16 protein-coding genes are annotated in these 19,893 nt (G+C 62.1%); 10 read left to right on the top strand and 6 right to left on the bottom strand.

Annotated elements, in window-relative coordinates:
* Positions 1-84 precede the first annotated feature (84 nt).
* Both ilvA and yiaY read left to right on the top strand, forming a co-directional pair.
* A complete protein-coding gene (gene ilvA, locus H040_RS22620; protein WP_027916673.1) occupies positions 85-1,647 on the top strand; it encodes a threonine ammonia-lyase, biosynthetic in 1,563 nt (520 codons plus the stop codon).
* A 78-nt stretch (positions 1,648-1,725) separates the two neighbouring features.
* On the top strand, positions 1,726-2,874 hold the full coding sequence (gene yiaY, locus H040_RS22615; protein ID WP_027916672.1) for an L-threonine dehydrogenase: 1,149 nt from the start codon (positions 1,726-1,728) through the stop codon (positions 2,872-2,874).
* 126 nt (positions 2,875-3,000) lie between these two features.
* Here yiaY and H040_RS22610 read toward each other — a convergent pair whose 3' ends face one another.
* The 3 genes from H040_RS22610 to H040_RS22600 form a co-directional block, all read right to left on the bottom strand.
* Positions 3,001-4,188 (bottom strand): hypothetical protein, encoded by a 1,188-nt coding sequence (locus H040_RS22610; RefSeq protein ID WP_027916671.1) that lies wholly within the window; start codon positions 4,186-4,188, stop codon positions 3,001-3,003.
* 63 nt (positions 4,189-4,251) lie between these two features.
* Complete coding sequence (locus tag H040_RS22605; protein ID WP_027916670.1) at positions 4,252-4,719, bottom strand: VOC family protein; 468 nt, start codon at positions 4,717-4,719, stop codon at positions 4,252-4,254.
* Positions 4,720-4,828: 109 nt separating this feature from the next.
* Complete coding sequence (locus H040_RS22600) at positions 4,829-6,448, bottom strand: NADP-dependent glyceraldehyde-3-phosphate dehydrogenase (protein WP_027916669.1); 1,620 nt, start codon at positions 6,446-6,448, stop codon at positions 4,829-4,831.
* Between the two features lie 138 nt (positions 6,449-6,586).
* Here H040_RS22600 and H040_RS22595 point away from each other — a divergent pair, with 138 nt between their 5' ends.
* Positions 6,587-8,188: a putative bifunctional diguanylate cyclase/phosphodiesterase gene (locus H040_RS22595; protein WP_050437152.1), complete on the top strand. Its 1,602-nt coding sequence runs from the start codon at positions 6,587-6,589 to the stop codon at positions 8,186-8,188.
* Here H040_RS22595 and H040_RS22590 read toward each other — a convergent pair.
* On the bottom strand, positions 8,185-8,658 hold the full coding sequence (locus H040_RS22590; protein WP_027916668.1) for a hypothetical protein: 474 nt from the start codon (positions 8,656-8,658) through the stop codon (positions 8,185-8,187). The genes H040_RS22595 and H040_RS22590 overlap by 4 nt on opposite strands.
* A gap of 310 nt (positions 8,659-8,968) precedes the next feature.
* On the opposite strand from H040_RS22590, the gene H040_RS22585 reads away from it, so the two are divergent.
* The 7 genes from H040_RS22585 (at position 8,969) to H040_RS22560 (ending at position 16,210) form a co-directional block, all read left to right on the top strand.
* Positions 8,969-10,111, top strand: a complete 1,143-nt coding sequence (locus H040_RS22585) for a hypothetical protein (RefSeq protein ID WP_027916667.1) — start codon at positions 8,969-8,971, stop codon at positions 10,109-10,111.
* Between the two features lie 52 nt (positions 10,112-10,163).
* Positions 10,164-11,282, top strand: coding sequence for a glycosyltransferase family 61 protein (locus H040_RS22580; RefSeq protein WP_027916666.1), 1,119 nt, complete (start codon positions 10,164-10,166; stop codon positions 11,280-11,282).
* 367 nt (positions 11,283-11,649) lie between these two features.
* The gene (gene eppA / locus H040_RS27530) at positions 11,650-11,826 is read left to right on the top strand and encodes an EPS-associated small membrane protein EppA (RefSeq protein WP_177326664.1); all 177 of its coding nucleotides are present in this window, start codon (positions 11,650-11,652) and stop codon (positions 11,824-11,826) included.
* A gap of 290 nt (positions 11,827-12,116) precedes the next feature.
* On the top strand, positions 12,117-12,662 hold the full coding sequence (locus H040_RS22575; RefSeq protein WP_027916665.1) for a polysaccharide biosynthesis/export family protein: 546 nt from the start codon (positions 12,117-12,119) through the stop codon (positions 12,660-12,662).
* Positions 12,663-12,732: 70 nt separating this feature from the next.
* The gene (locus H040_RS22570; protein ID WP_081784222.1) at positions 12,733-13,806 is read left to right on the top strand and encodes a hypothetical protein; all 1,074 of its coding nucleotides are present in this window, start codon (positions 12,733-12,735) and stop codon (positions 13,804-13,806) included.
* 20 nt (positions 13,807-13,826) lie between these two features.
* Positions 13,827-15,392, top strand: coding sequence for a GumC family protein (locus H040_RS22565; RefSeq protein WP_027916663.1), 1,566 nt, complete (start codon positions 13,827-13,829; stop codon positions 15,390-15,392).
* 11 nt (positions 15,393-15,403) lie between these two features.
* Positions 15,404-16,210, top strand: coding sequence for a CpsD/CapB family tyrosine-protein kinase (locus H040_RS22560; protein ID WP_027916662.1), 807 nt, complete (start codon positions 15,404-15,406; stop codon positions 16,208-16,210).
* 43 nt (positions 16,211-16,253) lie between these two features.
* On the opposite strand, the gene galE is transcribed toward H040_RS22560, so the two are convergent.
* Together galE and H040_RS22550 are read right to left on the bottom strand one after the other, a co-directional pair.
* Positions 16,254-17,216 (bottom strand): UDP-glucose 4-epimerase GalE, encoded by a 963-nt coding sequence (gene galE / locus H040_RS22555; protein WP_027916661.1) that lies wholly within the window; start codon positions 17,214-17,216, stop codon positions 16,254-16,256.
* A 75-nt stretch (positions 17,217-17,291) separates the two neighbouring features.
* A complete protein-coding gene (locus H040_RS22550; protein WP_027916660.1) occupies positions 17,292-19,892 on the bottom strand; it encodes a cellulase family glycosylhydrolase in 2,601 nt (866 codons plus the stop codon).
* Position 19,893 lies beyond the last annotated feature (1 nt).

Here is a 19,893-nt window from a genome sequence, read left to right as displayed (position 1 = left end):
GTACGTGCACCGAACCCGCCCTGGAGGCGGGTTTTTTCTCTCTGACTCCTGGGCCACGTGAACAAAGCCAAGGAGTTGCAACCGATGACCAGCCTCAACGTCAACCCTCGTACCCCGTCCACCCCGCAGCAGCTGCTATCGGAACAGGTGCGCCGCATCCTGTCCGCGCCGGTGTACGACCTGGCCATCGAGACGCCCCTGCAAGCTGCCCCCGCGCTCTCTGCCAGCCTCGGCAACCAGGTGCTGCTCAAGCGTGAAGACTTGCAACCAACCTTCTCGTTCAAGATCCGCGGCGCCTATACCCGGCTGTCGCGCCTGAGCCGCGCCCAGCGCGAACGCGGCGTGATCACCGCCTCTGCCGGCAACCATGCCCAGGGCGTGGCCATGGCGGCTGCGCACCTGGGCATGAAGGCGACCATCGTCATGCCCACCACCACGCCGTCGCTCAAGGTCGAAGGGGTGCGCTCGCGGGGTGGCCATGTGGTGCTGCACGGCGAAAGCTTTCCGCATGCCCTGGCCCACGCATTGACGTTGGCCGACAGCGAAGGGGCGACTTTCGTGCCGCCGTTCGACGACCCGGACGTGATCGCCGGCCAGGGCACTGTGGGCATGGAGATCCTGCGCCAGCAACCGGGTGCGCTGGACGCGATCTTCGTGCCGGTCGGCGGCGGCGGGCTGGTCGCGGGCATTGCCGCCTACGTGAAATACCTGCGCCCCGAGGTCAAGGTGATCGGTGTCGAACCGGAGGACTCCAACTGCCTGCAGGCTGCCATGGCGGCGGGCGAGCGGGTGATCCTGCCGCAGGTCGGCACTTTCGCCGATGGCGTGGCGGTGGCGCAGATCGGTGCCCATTGCTTCGAACTGTGCCGGCATTTTGTCGATGAAGTGGTGACCGTCAGCAGCGATGAACTGTGCGCGGCAATCAAGGACATCTATGACGATACCCGCTCGATCACCGAACCCTCAGGTGCCCTGGCCGTGGCCGGGATCAAGAAGTACGTGGCCCGCGAGGGCGTGCAGGGGCAGACCCTGGTGGCCATCGACTCCGGCGCCAACGTCAACTTCGACCGCCTGCGCCACGTGGCCGAGCGGGCCGAGCTGGGCGAGCAGCGGGAAGCGATCATCGCCGTGACCATCCCCGAACAGCCCGGCGCCTTCCGGGCCTTCTGCCAGGCGCTGGGCAAGCGGCAGATCACCGAGTTCAACTACCGCTATTACCCGGGCAAGGAGGCGCGCCTGTTCGTTGGCGTGCAGACCCACCCACTGCACGACCCACGCGAGCAACTGCTGGCCAGCCTGCGCGGGCAGGGCTACAGCGTGCTCGACCTGACCGACAACGAACTGGCCAAGCTGCATGTGCGCCATACCGTGGGTGGGCATGCAGCGCCAGGCGCCGATGAGCGGGTGCAGCGCTTCGAATTCCCCGAGCGGCCAGGGGCACTGCTGGGGTTCCTGGAGCGGCTGGGCAAGCGCTGGAACATCAGCCTGTTCCATTACCGCAACCACGGCGCGGCGGAGGCGCGGGTGTTGGCGGCGCTGCAAGTGCCGGCCGACGAGCAGGCCAGCCTGCCCCAGGCGCTGGATGAAATGGGCTACCGCTACTGGGACGAAACCGCTAATCCGGCTTACCAGCTGTTCCTTGGCTAACGTTGCCCTGGATCAACATCGCGTTCATTGAACGGGCGGATGCTCATGGGCAGACAGACCTGCCAGGAGGATCCGGTCATGAGCAGCACCTTCTTCATTCCGCCCGTCAATATCATGGGCATCGATTGCCTCGACGAGGCCATGGCCGCAATTGCCGGTTATGGCTTGCGCAAGGCGCTGATCGTCACTGACCAGGGTCTGGCCAAGGCCGGTGTCGCCGCCCGTATCGGGCGCATGCTGGCCTTGCAGGATATCGACTCGGTGGTGTTCGACGGCGCCAAGCCCAACCCCAGCATCGCCAATGTCGAGGCGGGCCTTGCCCTGTTGCAGCGCGAGCGCTGCGACTGCGTGGTATCGCTGGGTGGTGGCTCGCCCCATGACTGCGCCAAGGGCATTGCCCTGTGCGCCACCAATGGCGGGCCTATCAGCGACTATGAAGGTGTCGACCGCTCGCGCAAGCCGCAGCTGCCGCTGATCGCCATCAACACCACGGCAGGCACGGCCAGTGAAATGACCCGCTTCTGCATCATTACCGACGAAAGCCGCCATGTGAAAATGGCCATCGTCGACCGCAACGTCACGCCGATTCTCTCGGTCAACGACCCGGCACTGATGGTCGCCATGCCCAAGGGGCTGACGGCGGCCACCGGCATGGACGCATTGACCCACGCCATCGAGGCCTATGTGTCGACGGCGGCCACGCCGATCACCGATGCCTGCGCACTCAAGGCCATCAGCCTGATCAGCGAGAACCTGCGCCAGGCCGTGAACGATGGCAACGACCTGCAGGCGCGGGAGAACATGGCCTACGCGCAGTTCCTGGCCGGTATGGCGTTCAATAATGCCTCGCTGGGCTATGTGCATGCCATGGCCCACCAGTTGGGTGGGTACTACGACTTGCCCCATGGCGTGTGCAATGCCGTGCTGTTGCCCCATGTGCAGCGTTTCAATGCCAAGGTCAGTGCCGCGCGCCTGCGCGATGTGGCCAAGGCCATGGGCATCAAGGTCTGCGGGCTGGACGCGGAGCAGGGCGCGGGGGCGGCGATATCGGCCATCGAGCACCTGGCGGCAGCGGTTGGTATTCCTGCGGGGTTGGCGGAGCTGGGGGCCAAGCTCGAGGATGTCGGCATCCTGGCGGAGAATGCCTTGAAAGATGCCTGTGGGCTGACCAACCCGCGGCCGGCCAGCCAGGATGAGATCGAGGGGATTTTCCGGGCTGCGTTTTAGTCGAAAGTGATTTGGCTGCACCGGCCTCTTCGCGGCTAAAGCCGCTCCTACAGGTATGGCGCCCATTTCAGATTCAGCGCGATCCCTGTAGGAGCGGCTTTAGCCGCAAAGCAGGCGACACGGTCTTTAGCGCTCGCGCATGAAGAACCCGGCCACATACTTGCGGAAGGTTTCCAGGCTCTTGAAGTCGGCATAGCGCTTGAAGTTCTCGGCATCGGGCTCCGGCCCGATCGGTTTCTCCAGCAACGACACCGACAGCACCCGGTCCTGATCCGAGGTCAGCACCAGCTCATCCATCACCTGGCCACCGATCACCGGTCGGCGCATCTGCACTTTCACACCTTTGCTGGCCATCCAGTCGATCAGCGACACCAGCGCCTTGAGTGGCTCACGCTCCTCGTCGCGGTACACCGGGAACAGGTGCGCGCGCGACAGCACCGGCACACTGGCCACGTGGATCAATTCATAGAAGTGGCTGCCCGCCGTGGTGGGCGAGTAGAGGGCCAGCGCCAACAGTGGGCCCGACGCCCGACTGCCGCCCCAATACAGATGGTGCCCCTGGAAGTCGAAACCGTCCTCACTGCGGTTGTTGAACAGCTTGCGCCCCTTGATCTGGTCGACGCAATCCAGCAACAGGCCATGGCGGCGGTGGTTGCCGAACACCGTGGCTTCGCGCAGGCGGGACTTGAGCATCATCATGTGCTTCATGTCCAGGCGGGTTTCCAGGTAGTTGCCGGCCGGCACTCGCTCTAGCAGCGGGTAACGGCTGGCGACACTGCGCAGCTCGGCGAACTGGCTGGTGAGGTCTTTCTTCAGGTGCGTGGCGTAGAGGTTCAGGCCGCTGATCTCGACCCAGGTCAGCAGCAGCGACAACAGGCGCTGCTGTTCGCGCCGGTCGTTGCCGTCCGCCACGCCTGTGCTGGTATCGCTGGCAGGGCGGAAATCACCGATCAGGCGCAGTGGGGTGTCAGGAGCCAGCCAGGCGGCTGGTGTGACGGGTTCATCCTCGCGCTCGCTGGCTTCTCGTTCGTCCTTGGTGAACGGGCAGCCGGGTGCATGCTCGGCAGTGCCCGGGTTGTTCTTCAAAAACAGCGTGCCGGTGCTGCCATTAAGGGTGACATTGAGCACCGGCAAGGCATCCTTGCGGCAATCGCAGGCCAGCCACTGGTTGGCGCTGCGCACCTTCATCAGCAGCTGGTTGGCCTGCAGCAGGCGCGGCCCGGCGAGGCTGCCGGTGGCGAAACCGACCAGCAGTTCCTCTTCGGCCGGGGTCAGGCTGCGCACCTGCGCGGCGGTTTTGTCGATGATTCGCATGAAGCAGCTCCAAGCTACGAGCCTCAAGCTTCAAGCAAACGCGCCGCGCTTTCAACTCGTCGCTCAGTTGCCGGCGAACATCTTGGCGGCGCGGGCGCGGATTTCGTCGGGGGTCAGGTCTTCCTTGTGGGTGGACACGAACCAGATATTGCCGAATGGGTCTTTCAGGGTGCCGCTGCGGTCGCCGTAGAACTGGTCCGTCACCGGGTGCAGCTGGGTGGCGCCGGCAGCCAGGGCCTGGGCGTAGACCTCGTCGCAGTCCTCGACATACAGATGCAGGCCTACGCCAGCACCGGCGAGTTTCTGGCTGGCGGTCAGGCCGCCCTCGCGGTCGCAGGGGTCACCGAGCATGAGCGACGAGTCGCCGATGCGCAGTTCGGCGTGGCCAACGGTGCCGTCCGGGCCTTCAAGGCGGAACATCTCCGAGGCGCCAAAGGCTTGCTTGTAGAATTCGATGGCCTTGGCGGCGTTATTGATGGCCAGGTACGGGGTGATGCTGTGCTGGCCATCGGGGATGGGTTTGGCAGCCATGTTCGACGCTCCTTTGCAATGGGCGCCGATGGGCGCCCTGATGCTTAGAGTCGTCTGCGCAGATGGAAAATCGACAATGACCCTAGATCGATTCTCTATAAGCGCGCGGTCAGAAGATGTAGTCGGTGGTCAGGAAGCTCGATTGGCGGTTGCGGATGATTTCGCTGATCAGCTCCTTGTTCGCTTCCTGGAAGCGAGTCGCGACCAAGGTCCGGATGGAGAACACGCGCAAGGCATCGTGCACCGACAGGGTCCCTTCGGCGCTGTTCTTGCGGCCGTTGAACGGGTAGGTGTCGGGGCCGCGCTGGCACTGCGCGTTGAGGTTGATGCGGCCGACCTGGTTGGCAAAGATGTCGACCAGGCTGCCGATGGTTGCCGGGTCGTTGCCGAACAGGCTCAGTTGCTGGCCGTAGTCGGAATCGAGCACGTAGTCGATCACGGTCTGCAGGTCGCGGTAAGGCACCACCGGCACCACCGGGCCGAACTGCTCTTCGTGGTACACCCGCATGTCGCGATTCACCGGGTAGAGCAGGGCGGGGTAGAAGAACGAACCGCGGCTTTGCCCGCCACCTTCGTTGAGTACCCGTGCGCCCTTGGCCGTGGCATCGGCCACCAGTTGGTCGAGGTAATCGACCTTGCCTTGCTCCGGCAGCGGCGTCAGCGCAACGCCGGGTTCCCAAGGCATGCCCGGCTTGAGCGCAGCGAGCTTACGCTGGAACTTGTCGAGGAAGGCTTCGACCACATCTTCATGGACGAACAGGATCTTCAGCGCCGTGCAGCGTTGGCCATTGAACGACAGCGCGCCGGTAACGGCCTCTTCCACGGCGTTGTCCAGGTCCACCTGGGGCAGGACGATGCCGGGGTTCTTCGCGTCCAGGCCCAGCGCCGCACGCAGCCGGTGCGGGCGTGGGTGCAGTTTCTTCAGGTCGCTGGCCGCCTTGTGGGTACCGATGAAAGCGAACACATCGACCTTGCCGCTGGCCATCAGCGCACTGACCGTTTCCCGGCCACGGCCGTAGATCACGTTGATTACACCAGGCGGGAAGCTGTCGCGGAACGCTTCGAGCAGCGGGCGGATCAGCAGCACGCCGAACTTGGCCGGCTTGAACACCACGGTGTTGCCCATGATCAGCGCCGGAATCAGCGTGGTGAAGGTTTCGTTGAGCGGGTAATTGTACGGGCCCATGCACAGCGCCACGCCCAGCGGCGCACGGCGGATCTGGCCGAGGGTGCCTTGTTCGAGCTCGAAGCGGCTGGAGCGGCGGTCGAGGTCCTTGAGGGCGTTGATGGTATCGACGATGTAGTCGCAGGTGCGGTCGAATTCCTTTTCCGAATCCTTGAGGTTCTTGCCGATCTCCCACATCAGCAGCTTGACCACGGCGGTGCGCTGCTCACGCATGCGCGCGAGGAAGGTTTCCACATGCTGGATGCGTTCGGCCACGCGCATGTTCGGCCAGGCACCGCGGCCCTTGTCGTAGGCGTTTACCGCCGCGTCCAGGGCGGTAAGGGCGGTGTCGGCGTCGAGCAGTGGCGCGCTGCCGAGCACGACCTGGCGTTCGCTGTCCGCTTCCTTCAGCCAGACTGGGCTGCGTACCGTGGCCAACGGCCCGTCCCAGCGCCTGAGTTCACCGTTCACCAGGTAGTCGCGTTGTTCCAGCGGTGCATCAAGGCGCCAGTTTTCGGGAATGTTGCCGGCGGCAGGAAACAGCGAATCGAGCAGATGATCCATGGGTACTGCACCTCACGTGTCTGGACGGGTGAAACGCTTCAGCTTCGAGCATGCACCCTGAGCAAGAAAAACACCAGTCTGGCTCAATATTGCGTGGGCCGCGCCGATACAGGGGCAATCGCCCACACCTGCAGGCTTATGACCCCGTCCAATTCCCCGATGACCCACGAACAGAAACCGACTGCCGGCACGCCGCGTCGTGCCCTTTGCCGCTTGTTGCCGGTCGGTGTTTCCCTGGCCGGCATCGGCGTGTCCATGGTGCTTGGCCACGTGGACATACAGCGCCAGCAAAGCCAGCAGGATGCCAGCCTGTTCCACTCGCCGCTGTTCTGGTTCGCCCTGACCTGCAGCGGCCTGCTCAGCCTGTTCATTGCCCAGATCAACCGCAAGCAGCGTCAGCTGCACCAGCGTAATCGTGAATTGCAGCGCTCGCAGGCCCAGCTGGAACGCCTGGCCCACTATGACACCATCACCGGGTTACCCAATCGGGTGCTGTTCCAGCAGCAATTGGCCGAGGCCACTGCCGAGGGCCATGGCCTGGCCGTGTTGCTGCTGGACATCGACGGTTTCAAGCAGGTCAACGACAGCCTTGGCCACGCCATGGGCGATCTGCTGCTGCAACAGGCGACAGCGCGCTTCCTGCAGGAGCTCGACAGCAGCGACCGGGTGTGCCGGCTTGGCGGCGATGAATTCGTGTTCATGCTCCAGGGCACCCAAGGCCAGGTCAGCCATCAGCTTCGGCAGCTGCTGCGCTGCCTGCAGCGGCCGTTCGACCTCAACGGCAACACCGCGCTGGTGACCGGCAGCATCGGCCTGGCCTGGTGCCCACAGCATGGCGAAGACGTGGGCAGCTTGTTGCGCCATGCCGACACCGCCATGTATGCGGCCAAGGAAGGCGGCCGCAACGCTTGGCGCCCCTATCACCCCGACATGACCGCACGGCTGCACCAGCGCCTGGAACTGGAGCGCAATTTGCGCCGGGCGTTGCAGGATAACGAGTTCGAATTGTGGTACCAGCCCAAGGTCGACCTGTTCAGCGGTCAGCTGGAAGGGGTCGAGGCGCTGCTGCGCTGGCGCGATCCGGAACATGGGCTGATACCCCCTGGCGATTTCATCCCGCTGGCCGAGCGCAGTGGCCTGATCATTCCCTTGGGGGAGCGGGTGCTCGACCTGGCCTGTGCGCAATTGGCAGCCTGGCGCGCCGCCGACTGCCTGCCGGGGCCCCTGGCGGTCAATGTGGCGGCGCTGCAGATCGAGCGCAGCGACTACGTCTCGAGCCTGGCCATGGCCCTGGAGCGCCATGGCCTGGCACCCAACATGCTGGAGGTGGAAATCACCGAAAGCCTGTTGATGGAAAGCCAGCAACAGGCGTGCGCGGCCCTGGCCCAGCTGCAGGCCATGGGCGTGGCCACGGCGGTGGACGACTTTGGCACCGGCTATTCGTCGCTGGCTTACCTGCGCGCCTTGCCCATCGACCACCTGAAGATCGACCGGGCGTTCATCAAGGATTTGCCGGATGACGACGACGCGGTGGCCATTGCCCGGGCGATCATCGACCTGGGGCATGCGCTGGGCTACCGCATCACTGCCGAAGGGATCGAGACCCAGCAGCAGTATGATTTCCTGCGCAATGCCGGGTGTGACCAGGGCCAGGGCTACCTGCTGGGTCGGCCGATGCCGGCCGCCGAGTTGCAGAAATGGGTGGTGGGCAACCCGCTCAGGGCGCGATTGCCGCGTTAATGGCAGGGTGCTTGCCGCGCCATGTTGAAAAGCTCAGGGGCCGGTTGCCCGAGTACGTGTCGACGTAATTGCAGGTTCTGGTCGATCGCCCTCAGACGGCGCCAGAACGCTGCGCGGGCTCGCCTCGGGCGCGAAGTGAATGGTTCAAGGTCGAGCAGCACCCAATCATCCCTGGCGCGCTCCGATGCCAGCTTAAAATGCACGGCTGGCGTCTGTGGCCCAGTCACCGCTGTCGCTTGCACAGTGTTCGGCGTCACCTGGATTGCATCGCGATTGGAAATTGCACGTTCGTTGATGAACGATTCGTCATCGGCAAAGTGCTGCAGCGCGGCCTGCAACAACAAATTGTCAGGACGGTGGCTGTAGAGAAAGCGCAATACTTGCCAATTCCAGCTTCGGTCCACGCGCAGACGTTCACTGGTGCGCAGCGGTTCAGTGAAGCCGCGCTCGGCCAGGCGTGCCTGCAGCATTGTTGGCCTGCAGACGGAGCGGTAGTGGGGTACCGCAACGTTCACGTGTGTGAAATAAGCCAGGTATATAGCAAAAGTAACACCGCCCGTTAGTGCGGCATGGTGTTTTTTGACGTCATGAAATAGGCCCGCATGCTGTCAAAATGCCGCTTGCCAAGGCGCGCGCTTGCATCTTAAATTGTTACTGAATGTGAGGCGGGTCAAGGTAGTTGATGTTATATGCATCAAGGACTTATGTGTGCATTCGCAGTTTTATCATGCTCTTTCCCGATCAGCCCCATTGGCAACAGCAAAGGACGTTGAAGAAGACATGAAAGCGAAGCTGACGGCTGTTGCGCGAAAATTCATCTCGCCCTCCATGCGCTACGAAATACGAAATGTATCAGACAAGTTACGCGAAGCGGTTGGGCGTGCCTGTTTCTGGCGATGGGAAGTCGCAAGGTTCAGCCTGCGGCAGCAAAGCCCCTACGAAATTCTCTACATCGGCCGCAAGCAGCAACGGGAAATGGCCAGTCTGCTGATTGGCGGCAAGGATCAGGCGCCGGTATCGTTGGCGGCCAGCGGCGCCAAGCGCCCGGTGGTGCTGGTAAGTGAACTGCCCACTGCCGGCGCATTGTCGGTGCCGCATTATGTCAGCGCGGTGGTGCCCCTGGGGCGGCCACTGGACGAGATCATTGCCCGCTACGACAGCGAACTGCGCCGCAGTATCCGCAAGAACCGGTCGCTGTACCAGATGCGCCCGGTGATGTCGGATGAAGAAATCGCCATGGCCGACCGTGACCTGCTGCGGCCATACGCCACCGCCAGGCAGGGCAGCAAGGCGGCGCAGTTTCCCACCGAAGAAGTGTTCCGCCTGGCCAAAGGCTATGGGCGGCTCGATCTGATCACGCTCGATGACGAGGTGGTCGCCTGCCATCTGGGCTGTGAGGTCATCCGCGGTGGCAAGCGTTACTGGAGCACATTGCGTTTTGGCTATTGCGAAAGTGTGTTTTCGGACGCAAAAAAGCTGCGCGAAGTCAATTCCATGACCACCTTCATGACGCTGGAATGGGCGTTGGCCAATGGTTTCGATTACCACGATATCGGCCTGTGCGTGGCGCGTCCGGATGACGGGTTGCTGAGGTGGAAGCGCAGGCGTGGCGGTGATGTGGACACCCTGAACAACCACGCCTGCCTGTTCGTGCGCCTGCCCAGAACCGGCAAGGCGGACTTCCTCTGGGAAACGCCACTGTTTGCAATGGAAGGCAACAAGGTCACCTTGCACCTGGGCCTGCCAGATACAGCCAGCGACGAGGAAATTGCCAGCCGTTATCAGGAAATGGTGTTTGGCGGCCTGCACAAGATCTACCTGTACAGCGCCAGGCGGGCAGAGGAGGTGTTCCTGCAGACGCTGCGCAGCCGCTATGCGGGCTTTCCCAGCCCACCGATTCTGGAACACGTTGCCTGTCAATGACAGGTGGCCGTGCCGACGCATGTACTGACCTGGCCTTCAAGGGAGGGCGCAAATGGGTACTGATATTTCCAGGTTCGCTACGCCAAGCGGTTTCGGCCGCCACAGATGGACACTGGCTGCCTACAGCGCCATGGTCAGGAAGCGTCTGGGGCACCAGCCCGGTCAGGAACTCAAGAGCCTGGCCGAAAAAAGCTGGGATATCGCGCCGGGTGGCAGCGCCGTTTCGCCTGCGGCGATTTTCCTGCCCGGACAGATGGAACGGGTCACGGGTTGGCAAGAGAAAGAATTCTTTCCTTACGTGCACCCTGGCCCGACCATGCGGGGTGGGCTGTCAGTCACGCACGGCCCGACGCGCGGCTATCTGCTGAAGGATGTGTGGCTGATCGATGGTGCGCTGTACAAGGGCAAGGCAAGCCAGTGGCTGTCGTTGCGGCAAGCTACCATTCCCTCGCTGAGGGTCGAGCACGAGATCGAGCGTGCGGCTATCTACTGCACGCACAACGGCAACAGCTGGTTCGGTACGTGGATGATGGAGGATTGCCCGACCTATGCCCTGGCCAGCAATGAGGGCGTGCCGGTAACCATTGCGCCATCGGCACGTTATCCGCTGTTTACTCAAGCGCCGGCATACGAGGCCTGGCTGGGCATGCAGCCCCTGCGCCTGCGCACGGCCTTGTTTCGCGAGCTGGTGCTGTTCGACGACATGAGCAACAACGACAGCCGTTTCCAGCGTTTTCGCGACATGGGGAACAAGCTGCTGGCCCATGTTTCCCATGCGCCGCACCCTGGCGTGTTCATTCTGCGTGGCGGCGATGGCGAGCGGCGCATGTTGCGCAATGAACTGGAACTGGCCGAGCACCTGCGCAAGTCACGGGGTTTCAGGGTTATCAACCCGCTGAGGATGCAGGTGCCGGAAATCGTTGAAGCGTGTGCCGGCGCCCGCGTGGTGATGGGTGTCGAAGGCAGCCAACTGGTGCACGGTGTCAATGTCCTTCAGCCGGGTGGCACCGTGTTCGCCTTGCAGCCACCGAAACGCTTTGTCAGCTATTACAAGTTCCTGACCGACCGTGACGGTCAACACTTCGCGTTCGTGGTCGGGCAGCCAGACGGCGAGGGTTTCAGCATCAGTCTCGATGAAGTTGAGCGAACCTTGGACCTGTTGCCTGCCTGAATATTGGCGTGACGATTTTCATATCGATATAACAATGATTGCCGTTCAGTATTTCAGTAACGCAACAGCGGTGCCGCCCCTGTTTTGGCGTGTCATGCGAACAGGGGCGCCGCTGTTCACTTTTCAGCTTGTAACCTGTGCGGCTGAAAACCCTATGCCAGAGCCTTCCTGTCAAAAGATGCGGATACCGTCAGGCCTGCTGCAGAGCGGCGGCGGGTTTCTGACGCGACCATGTGGTGGTCATTAATTTTTATTATGGTGTCGGATCGTTGACGTAATATCATTCTGCCCATAAGCTCAAATCAGCAGCGATCAAGTCTTCCGCCACCTCAATAATAATGATCTGTCCTCTTTGCAGGAGGGGCACATGCGCTCGACTCTCTTCATCAAATCGATATTCCTGTTGGTGTTAATGAGTGGTGCAGCGCGAGCCGCAGACTCTTATATAAGTCAAACCAATATTGTGCCGCTGGCAACCGCAGGTTGGTTGTTTGCATTTGCCATTATCGGTTTTGTGGCGGTGGCCAACAGAAAGAAGATCTAAGTTGTTTCAATGTTGCCGCCATGCCAATGGATTGACGCTAGAAAAGGGATATTTACGTTTTTCCGGCCGGCCAGTGCTTGTCAATTTTACAGCCGTTGCTATATTCCACTAGCCAGTGCCCCCAGTGGGTGCGAAGCGGCAGAGGCAAGGGTGGCGACATGGCGGCATCGGGCCTCGAGGAAGGTAGAGGCCAGCGCGGCGGGTAATGCCCCTGCGACGTGGAGCGAGAGGTTTGCTGCTGTTCTCATTCAGTGCTCTTAACCTGGGCCGACTGGCCGGAGGGATCCCTCATGGTACGTTTGCTGATGTCCGTTTTCTGTGCCTTGGTGGCTTGGTCTGGCACCGCCGCTGCCGACACTTCCTCTTCTGCCTACCTGTTAAGCCCTGGTGACAAAGTCATGATCTCGGTCTGGCAGGAAGATACCCTGCGTCAAGAAACCGTGGTCCTTCCCGATGGCAGTATCACCTTCCCGCTGGCGGGTCGCGTGGATGTCGCCGGCCTTGAAGCAACTGCCGTGGCGAAAAAAATCGAGACCGCACTAAAACCTTACCTGGCGCAGCCCAACGTCAGCGTGGTGGTCACCAGCACGGCTGGCAACCTTGTGTATGTCCAAGGCAAAGTGATCAAGCCCGGCCCGGTGCCGATGGCAGGCCCTACGGCGGTGCTTCAGGCCTTGAGCATGTCGGGTGGAATGGACAAATTCGCCGACGAAAGTGCCATCAAGGTCATTCGCGGCCAAAAGGTCATGCCGGTGCGATACAAGGATCTGGTTTCTGGGCGTGACATGTCCACCAACTTCCAACTTCAGGCTGGCGATACGCTGGTCGTACCTTGACTCTCCTAATAACTAAGAACGACTTGTGCCTATCAATAAAACGACGAGTGTTGTAACGGCAATCATGATGATGCCGTTCTCTGGGGTGGTTGATGCCGCTAGCTGGCAGTCTTCAGTCGAAGTTCCCACGACTGTCGAGTACGACAGCAACCCATTGCTCCTGACGTCCAAGGAGAAAGGTGTGACGCGTACCATCATTGCGCCTGATTACACCCTGGTAGGTCAGTTCGATCGCGACCAGTTGCGCATGGGCGTAGGCATGCATGTGCTGCGCTCATCCGACCGCTCGGTGATGGATGACCGTGAAGACCCCAACCTCAGGCTAGGCTGGCAGCGCGAAACCGAAAGCGGCGGCTTTGGCCTGCTGGCGCAATACGATGAAAGCTCGACGCTCTCCGGCGCGGTGCAGGATACCGGCGTGGTGACCACCACCGACGGCACGCAGAAGATGTCCAGGCTCTCGGGCAACTGGAGCAGCGCGGTGACCGAGCGCAGCACCTTGGCCAACGAACTTCGCTATTCCCATGCCAGCTACGACATCAGCTCGCTGACCGGTTATGACGAGTACGCCAACGACTTCAGCTGGACGTACGCCTGGAGCGAGCGCACCGACATCATTACCCGTTTCGAGGCCCGGCGATACGAGCCGGACAGCGGCACTACGGCAATCGCCACCAACAGCTATGTCCCCAGCATTGGCGTCAAGTACCAGTTCTCTGACAGCTTGGTCGGCGACATGCATGTTGGTGTCAACCAGACCAACGGTGCCGGTACCCAGCGCCGTGGTGAAGGCGGTGCATCGCTGACCTACCGTGGCTCGCGTACCGAGGCCAACCTCAGTGCCGACCGCAGCACGATGTCCAACGCCCAGGGCGGCGCTGCCGAGATGGACACGGTACGTGCCGGCTGGAGCTACCTGGTCACTGAAACCACCCGGGTCGGCGCCGATGCCTGGTGGCAGGACAGCAAAGGGCAGAACCCCAACACCCTGCAGACTTACAGCGTCTGGGCCAGCCGGGCCTTTTCGCCGGCCTGGGACCTGCGTTTCTCGTTGCTGTACAAGAAGCGTGAACAGGATGGCCTGCCCGATGCCGACGCTACCATCGCTGGTTTGACGCTGACGTATAGATACCCCGACATCTGAACATCGGATTGGTGGCCACTATGAAATCTGAGTACGAGCTTTCTATCAAAGATTACATCGCCATCATCAAGGACCGTGCCTTGCTGTTGGGGGTTGTCATAGTGGTCGTGCTGGCGGCGACCGTCGGGGTGGCAATCAGCGTGCCACCGATCTATCAATCGACCGGGACCATTCTGGTGGAATCGCAGCAGATTTCCCCGGACCTGGTCTCGGCCGGCAACAACAGTTTTGCCGACGAGCGTATCGAGGTCATCCGCCAGCGGGTGATGACCCGCGAGAACCTGCTGCGGATCATCGACAAGTACAGCCTGTTTGCCGACCGCGGCAGCCGTCTCAGCGAAACCGACAAGATCGAGCAGATGCGCAGCGCCATCGTGGTGGCCACGCTCAGCACCTTTGTCAAAGGGCGCGGAGAGGCCACCGTGGCTTTCACCGTCTCCTACGAAGACAAACGCGCGGACGTGGCCAAGGAAGTGGCCGATGAACTGGTGTCGCTGTTCCTCAACGAGAACATGAAGCAGCGTACCGAGCGTGCCACCGAAACCACCGAATTCCTCACTCAGGAAGCCAACAAGCTCGGCGCCGAGCTGGCCGACCTGGAAAATCAGCTGGCAGACTTCAAGCAGACCCATTCCAATGCCTTGCCCGAGAACCAGCAACTGCGCATGAGCATGTTGTCGCGTTCCGAACTGGAATACCGCGAAGTGGACCGCGACTACAAGGCCGCGCAGGAAGAACTGCGCTACCTGGAGCTGGAACTTGCAGCGGCCAACTCCGGCGCCTCGGCCCAGGGCGCCAACGGCAGGGCCGTAGCCCCTGATCCGCAAGACCTGCCAGGGCTGAAGGCGGAGTATGCGCGCCTGCTGACCAAGTACACCGAAGCGCACCCGGATGTGGTGGCAATCAAACGCAAGATCGACGTGCTCAAGGCTTCGGGCGACCAGGGCATCGCCGCCGCCGGGGCACTGAACCTGGATGCCGCCAGGGTGCGCACCAAGATGGCTGCGGCGCAGTCGCGCATCGCATCGCTGGCCGAGCAGAAGCGCCAGCTGACCACCAAGATGGAAGGCTACGAGGCCGATATCCTCGAAGCACCGCAAGTTGAACGCGGCCTGGTGACGCTGATGCGCGATCACGACAACGCGCGCAAGAAGTACGAAGAAATCCGCAACAAGGAAATGGGCGCGAAGATCACCGAAAGCCTCGAGCAGGAAAACAAGGCCGAGCGCTTCGTGTTGCTGGAGCCACCGCTGATGCCGGAAAAACCGGTCAAACCCAACCGCAAGAAAATTGTCGCCCTCGGCCTGGTGCTGGCCCCGGCCGCTGGCGGTGGCCTGGTGATGCTGCTGGAAATGCTCAATCAGCGCGTGCGCGGGGTCGGGGCGCTGGAAAGCGTGCTGGGCAGGCGCGTGCTGGTGGCGGTGCCGTATATCTCGACCAAGGCGGACAAGGCCAGGCGCAAGAAGCTGCTGTCGATGATGATCGGTGCCGGTTTGCTGCTGGTTGCTATCCTGTTGGTGGTCGTCCATGTGGTCTACATGCCGTTGGACCTCCTGCTTTACAAAGCGATGGCTCGGTTTGAATAGGGAGCGCAGCGATGGACAGAATTACGCCGGCTATTGGTAAGAACATTCACCAGGTTTCGCCTGCCACCTCCGAGACGGCGCAGGTGCCTTCGGTCATGGAAAAGCCCGGGGAGCTCGGCCAGTTCGATTATGTACAGACCAGGGTGGTGCCGCTGAATGCGGAGCTCCTGGAGCGTAACCGGATCGTTTCCTTCAACAAGAACTCGAACATGAGCGGGGCGATCGACCTGCTGCGCACTCAGGTGTTGCAGGCCATGGAGGACAATGGCTGGCGTACGCTGGCAATCACCTCGCCAACACCCGAGGCGGGCAAGACGGTGCTGGCCGTCAACCTGGCCATGAGCATCGCCCACCACACCAACAAGACGGCCTTGCTGGTGGACTTCGACCTGCGCCGCCCACGGGTGGGTAGCAGCCTCGGCCTGCCGATGGAGAAAGCGCTGAACGACGTGCTCAATGGCAAGGCCTGGCTCGAAGAGGCGCTGGTCAACCCGACGCTGCCTCGTTTTGTGGTGCTGCCGACGCGCGAGCCGGTACCGATGTCTACCGAGGTGCTGTCGTCACCCAAGGTCAGCAACCTGATCACCGACCTGCGCGACCGTTATGACTCTCGGATCTGCATTTTCGACTTGCCGCCGCTGCTGAGTTCGGATGACGCGATCACCGTGCTGCCGAAGTTCGACTGCGTGCTGCTGGTGGTGGCCAATGGCATGAACAGCAAGAAAGACATCGAAGATTGCCTGTATCACCTGGCCTCGTCGAATCTGGTTGGGGCGGTACTGAACAAGGCGGATGAGCAACCGCGGACCTATTACTGAGGGTTGGCCCCTTGGCGTCGAGCTGGCGCGAAGGGGTTGGCTGTTACTTCCAGGGGTATTTCTGCTCCCACGCCCAGGCGTGACTGACGATCTCAGCCAGTGAACTGAACACGGGCTGCCAGCCCAGCACTGCCCTGGCTTTCTCAGCATCCGCCACGAGCCGAGGCGGGTCCCCGGCGCGGCGCGGCGCTTCGTTGACAGCGATCTGCCGGCCAGTCACCGTGCGCGCCGTCTCGATCACTTCCTGCACCGAAAAGCCCAGCCCGTTGCCCAGGTTGAAGGATACGGTTGCACCGTCGCTCAGCAGGTACTCGACCGCCAGCGCGTGCGCCGAAGCCAGGTCGGCAACGTGGATATAGTCACGCATGCAGGTGCCATCCGGGGTGTCGTAGTCATGGCCGAACACGGTCACGGCTTCGCGTCGCCCGGAGGCCGCCTGCAGAATCAGCGGAATCAAGTGGGTTTCCGGCTCATGGCATTCGCCCAGTTCACCCTCCGGGTCGGCGCCTGCCGCGTTGAAGTAACGCAAGCTTACCGAGCGCAGGCCATATGCCTGGTCGAAGTCCTGGAGCATCTGTTCAACCATCCACTTGCTGCGCCCGTAGGGGTTGATCGGCAGCTTCGGGTGTTGCTCGTCGATGGGCACATACTGAGGGTCGCCATACACGGCGGCACTTGACGAGAAGATCAGCCGCTTGATACCTGCCCGTACCATGGCCTCGAGCAGGCTCAGGGTCGCGCAGACGTTGTTCAGGTAGTACTTGTCGGGGTCGACCACCGACTCACCGACCTGGATGAACGACGCGAAATGGAACACCGCGTCGAAGTGATAATCGCTGAACAAAGCGTCGAGCGCGTGGCCGTCGGCGATGTCCAGGCATACCCATTCGATGCCGGGTGCCGGCGCCTCAAGGTCCGCCACCACCACCTCATGGCCGGCACGCAGCAAGTGCTTGACCATGTGTGAGCCGATATAACCTGCACCACCGACAACCAAGTACTTCATCCAATCCTCCTGGAACAGACGCAGCGTCGAATGCCTGGAATACAGGGCTTCAATGACTGTAGATGGCGATATGCCCTATTTCAAGAACAGCCAGTTGGCCATGTGCTGGCCATCGAAGGTGATCAGATAACGCCCATCCTTGTAGCTCGCCGGCAGGTTTTTTTCATGGCCGTCACTGCTGCGGCTGTAGAGTTTCAGGCCCGCCGGTGCCTTGATGCTCAGGCTGCCTTGCAGGGGCTCGACATGGAACGGCGTTACGTCGTCGGGCCTGGGCACGGCGCGGCTGCCCAGCGAAATCAGCAGGCTGCGTGACTGGGTGAGCGGTTTGGCGTCCAGGCTCTGCACCACGACGCTGGCGTAGGCGGTTTTCAGCTGGAGCTGGATGTCACCCACGTTGAGCGACTGGCCGCCCAACCATCCGGTTGCCGCCTGCGTCATGGGTGTATCGATGGTGTACAGGCCCTGTTGCCAGTTGTGCCGCAGCTCGCCGGTGTCGGTTACCGCCTCACTGGCATCGCTATCGATCAGCGACTGACCAGGGTCTTTCAGTACCTGCGCATCTGCAGGTAGTGCGCCGGCTTGCAGCCATGGCAACTCCGGGGTTTGCGGCATGGCGATCTGCAGGCGGCCTTTCTCCATGGCCGTGCGCAGCATCACCGAGTTGGCCGGGGAGATCTCCTGGTTGAACAGGGTGGCTGCAGTGGGCGCGAAAACGTAGCGGGTCTTGGCCTGGTGCACGTCCTGGCGCCGATAGAGCAGGGCGGCCGCGGGGAGGGTGGCGATCAGCCCCGGGTCGTTGTAGGCGTTCCAGTTGTCGGCCCGGCGCCACTGTTCATAAAACGCTTGCTGGCTGTAGGCGTATTGCATGATCGCGTCCCAACCCTGATGGCTGCCGGTGCCGGCCACGTAAAGCGGCAGTGAATGGCGATCAGGCAAGGGGAAGGGTTCGGCGTTCCATTCGGTGACGGTCATCGGCTTGCCCAGCACCTGGGCCGCACCCAGCCAGTGGATCATGCCGTCGCTGCTCAGCGGGTTCTTCTCCAGCTGGCCGAGCCCACCGTAGCTGTGCGCGTCGACCACGTCGCCAGCGGTCAGTGCTGGTAGCGAGGACAGGCCGTTGAGGCCCCAGGTGCTGGTGGTGGCGATCGGCACCTTGACCCCGAGGGTGCGCAGGTAGCTGATCATGTCGGCGTAGAAGCGCTGCTCCAGGTCGTTGAGAAACAGCTTCGAGGGGCCGTGCTCCCAGGCGCGCCAGGTCTTGTCCGCCGGCAAGTCGTGGCGCTCGGCGAAGGCTTTGGCCTGATCCATGTAGAGGCGGTTGTGCTTGGGGACATTCTTGTCGGGCAGCAGCGCATTGCCGAAGTGGTGGGTGACGTCGTTCTCGTTGGTGATCAGCACTGCGGCAATTGCCGGGTCGTCCTTGTAGGCGAGCCCGGTGTAGCTGTTGACGTGGGTCAGGTACTGCTCGGCAAAGCGCTTCATCGCTTGCTGCATGGTGACGTTGACGAACAGGTAGCCCTTGAGGCTGGCGACCGAGTGCTCCTTGGGCAGCTCGTCGAAGCCATAGATGTTGTCCGCTGCGGTGAGCGGGCGTGACACATGCAGGTCGAGCCACACGTAGATGCCTTCGTCCTTGAGGCTCTTGATCCACAGGTCGATCTTCTTCAGCGACTCGTCACTGAGCTGCTGGGTATCCTTGAGCTGCTGCAAGTCACCGAAGACGTTGGGTGTCACCCAAGGGGAGTCGTGGTGGTGCAGGCGTACGAGGTTGAAGCCCAGGGCCGACAAGCGCTTGGCCTGTTGCTTGATTTCCTCGTCGGGCGTGCGGAACAGCGAGTAGGCCGCCATATTGGTGCCCCAGAAGCGCACCGGTGTGCCGTCAGCGAACACCAGCTGTTCGCCATCGGCCTTGACGAAGCCGCGCTTGCCGGCCGGTTTTTCCGCGGCGTTGAGGAACGACAGGTCAACCGGTGAGGTGCGCCAGTCGAGCTGGTCATCTGGCCAGGACGCGGGGTCGGTGATGCCAAAGCGTTCAGTGGCGGTCTGGCCGATGGTGATATCGCCGGTCACGCTCAGCTGCGCCTTGATCTGCTGTTGCCCGGGCTTGATCGAGTCGGTGTAGAAGAAGGTGCGTACCTGGTCGGTGTTGCCCCGTTCGAAATAGACCTTGGCCAGCGGTGGGTCGAAGCGCATTTCGACATGCGGCCCTTTGGGGTTCTTGCCCCACGCCCAGCCGCGGTTTTCCGGTAACAGCACGGGGTCGCCCATTTCCCCGGCGATCAGCGTGGGGTCGAAGCGCCAGACGATGCCGCCGCCCATCACGCCACTCTGCCTGCTGTGCGCCTGCAGGTCGAAGTCCCAGGTGAGGGTTTGCGCCTGGGGCTTCTGGATGTCGGCCTTCAGGTCGAAGTCCAGGTCCTTGTTGCTGCCGGTCACCGTGTAGCGGTAGGGCCCTTCGACCTTGAGCGCTGGATAGAACCCCGTCCAGCCCCAGTTCGCGCCCCAGAAATCGAAGCTGGGCACGAAAGCCGGGCCACCGCCGTGGGTCAGGGTGGGCAAACCGTTCTGTTCGTCCACACGCACGATCCAGTCTGACGCCCAGCCGCTCATGGGCAATGCCAGCAGACCGACGAGTAACGATGTGCGGGTCCATGTACACAGGGCAAGGCTGGGCATC

Origin of the sequence: Pseudomonas sp. URMO17WK12:I7 (assembly GCF_003269045.1) — a bacterium.
Lineage (GTDB): Bacteria > Pseudomonadota > Gammaproteobacteria > Pseudomonadales > Pseudomonadaceae > Aquipseudomonas > Aquipseudomonas putida_J.
Note: the sequence above shows the minus strand (reverse complement) of the source record. Positions and strands in the feature narration are given on the sequence as shown.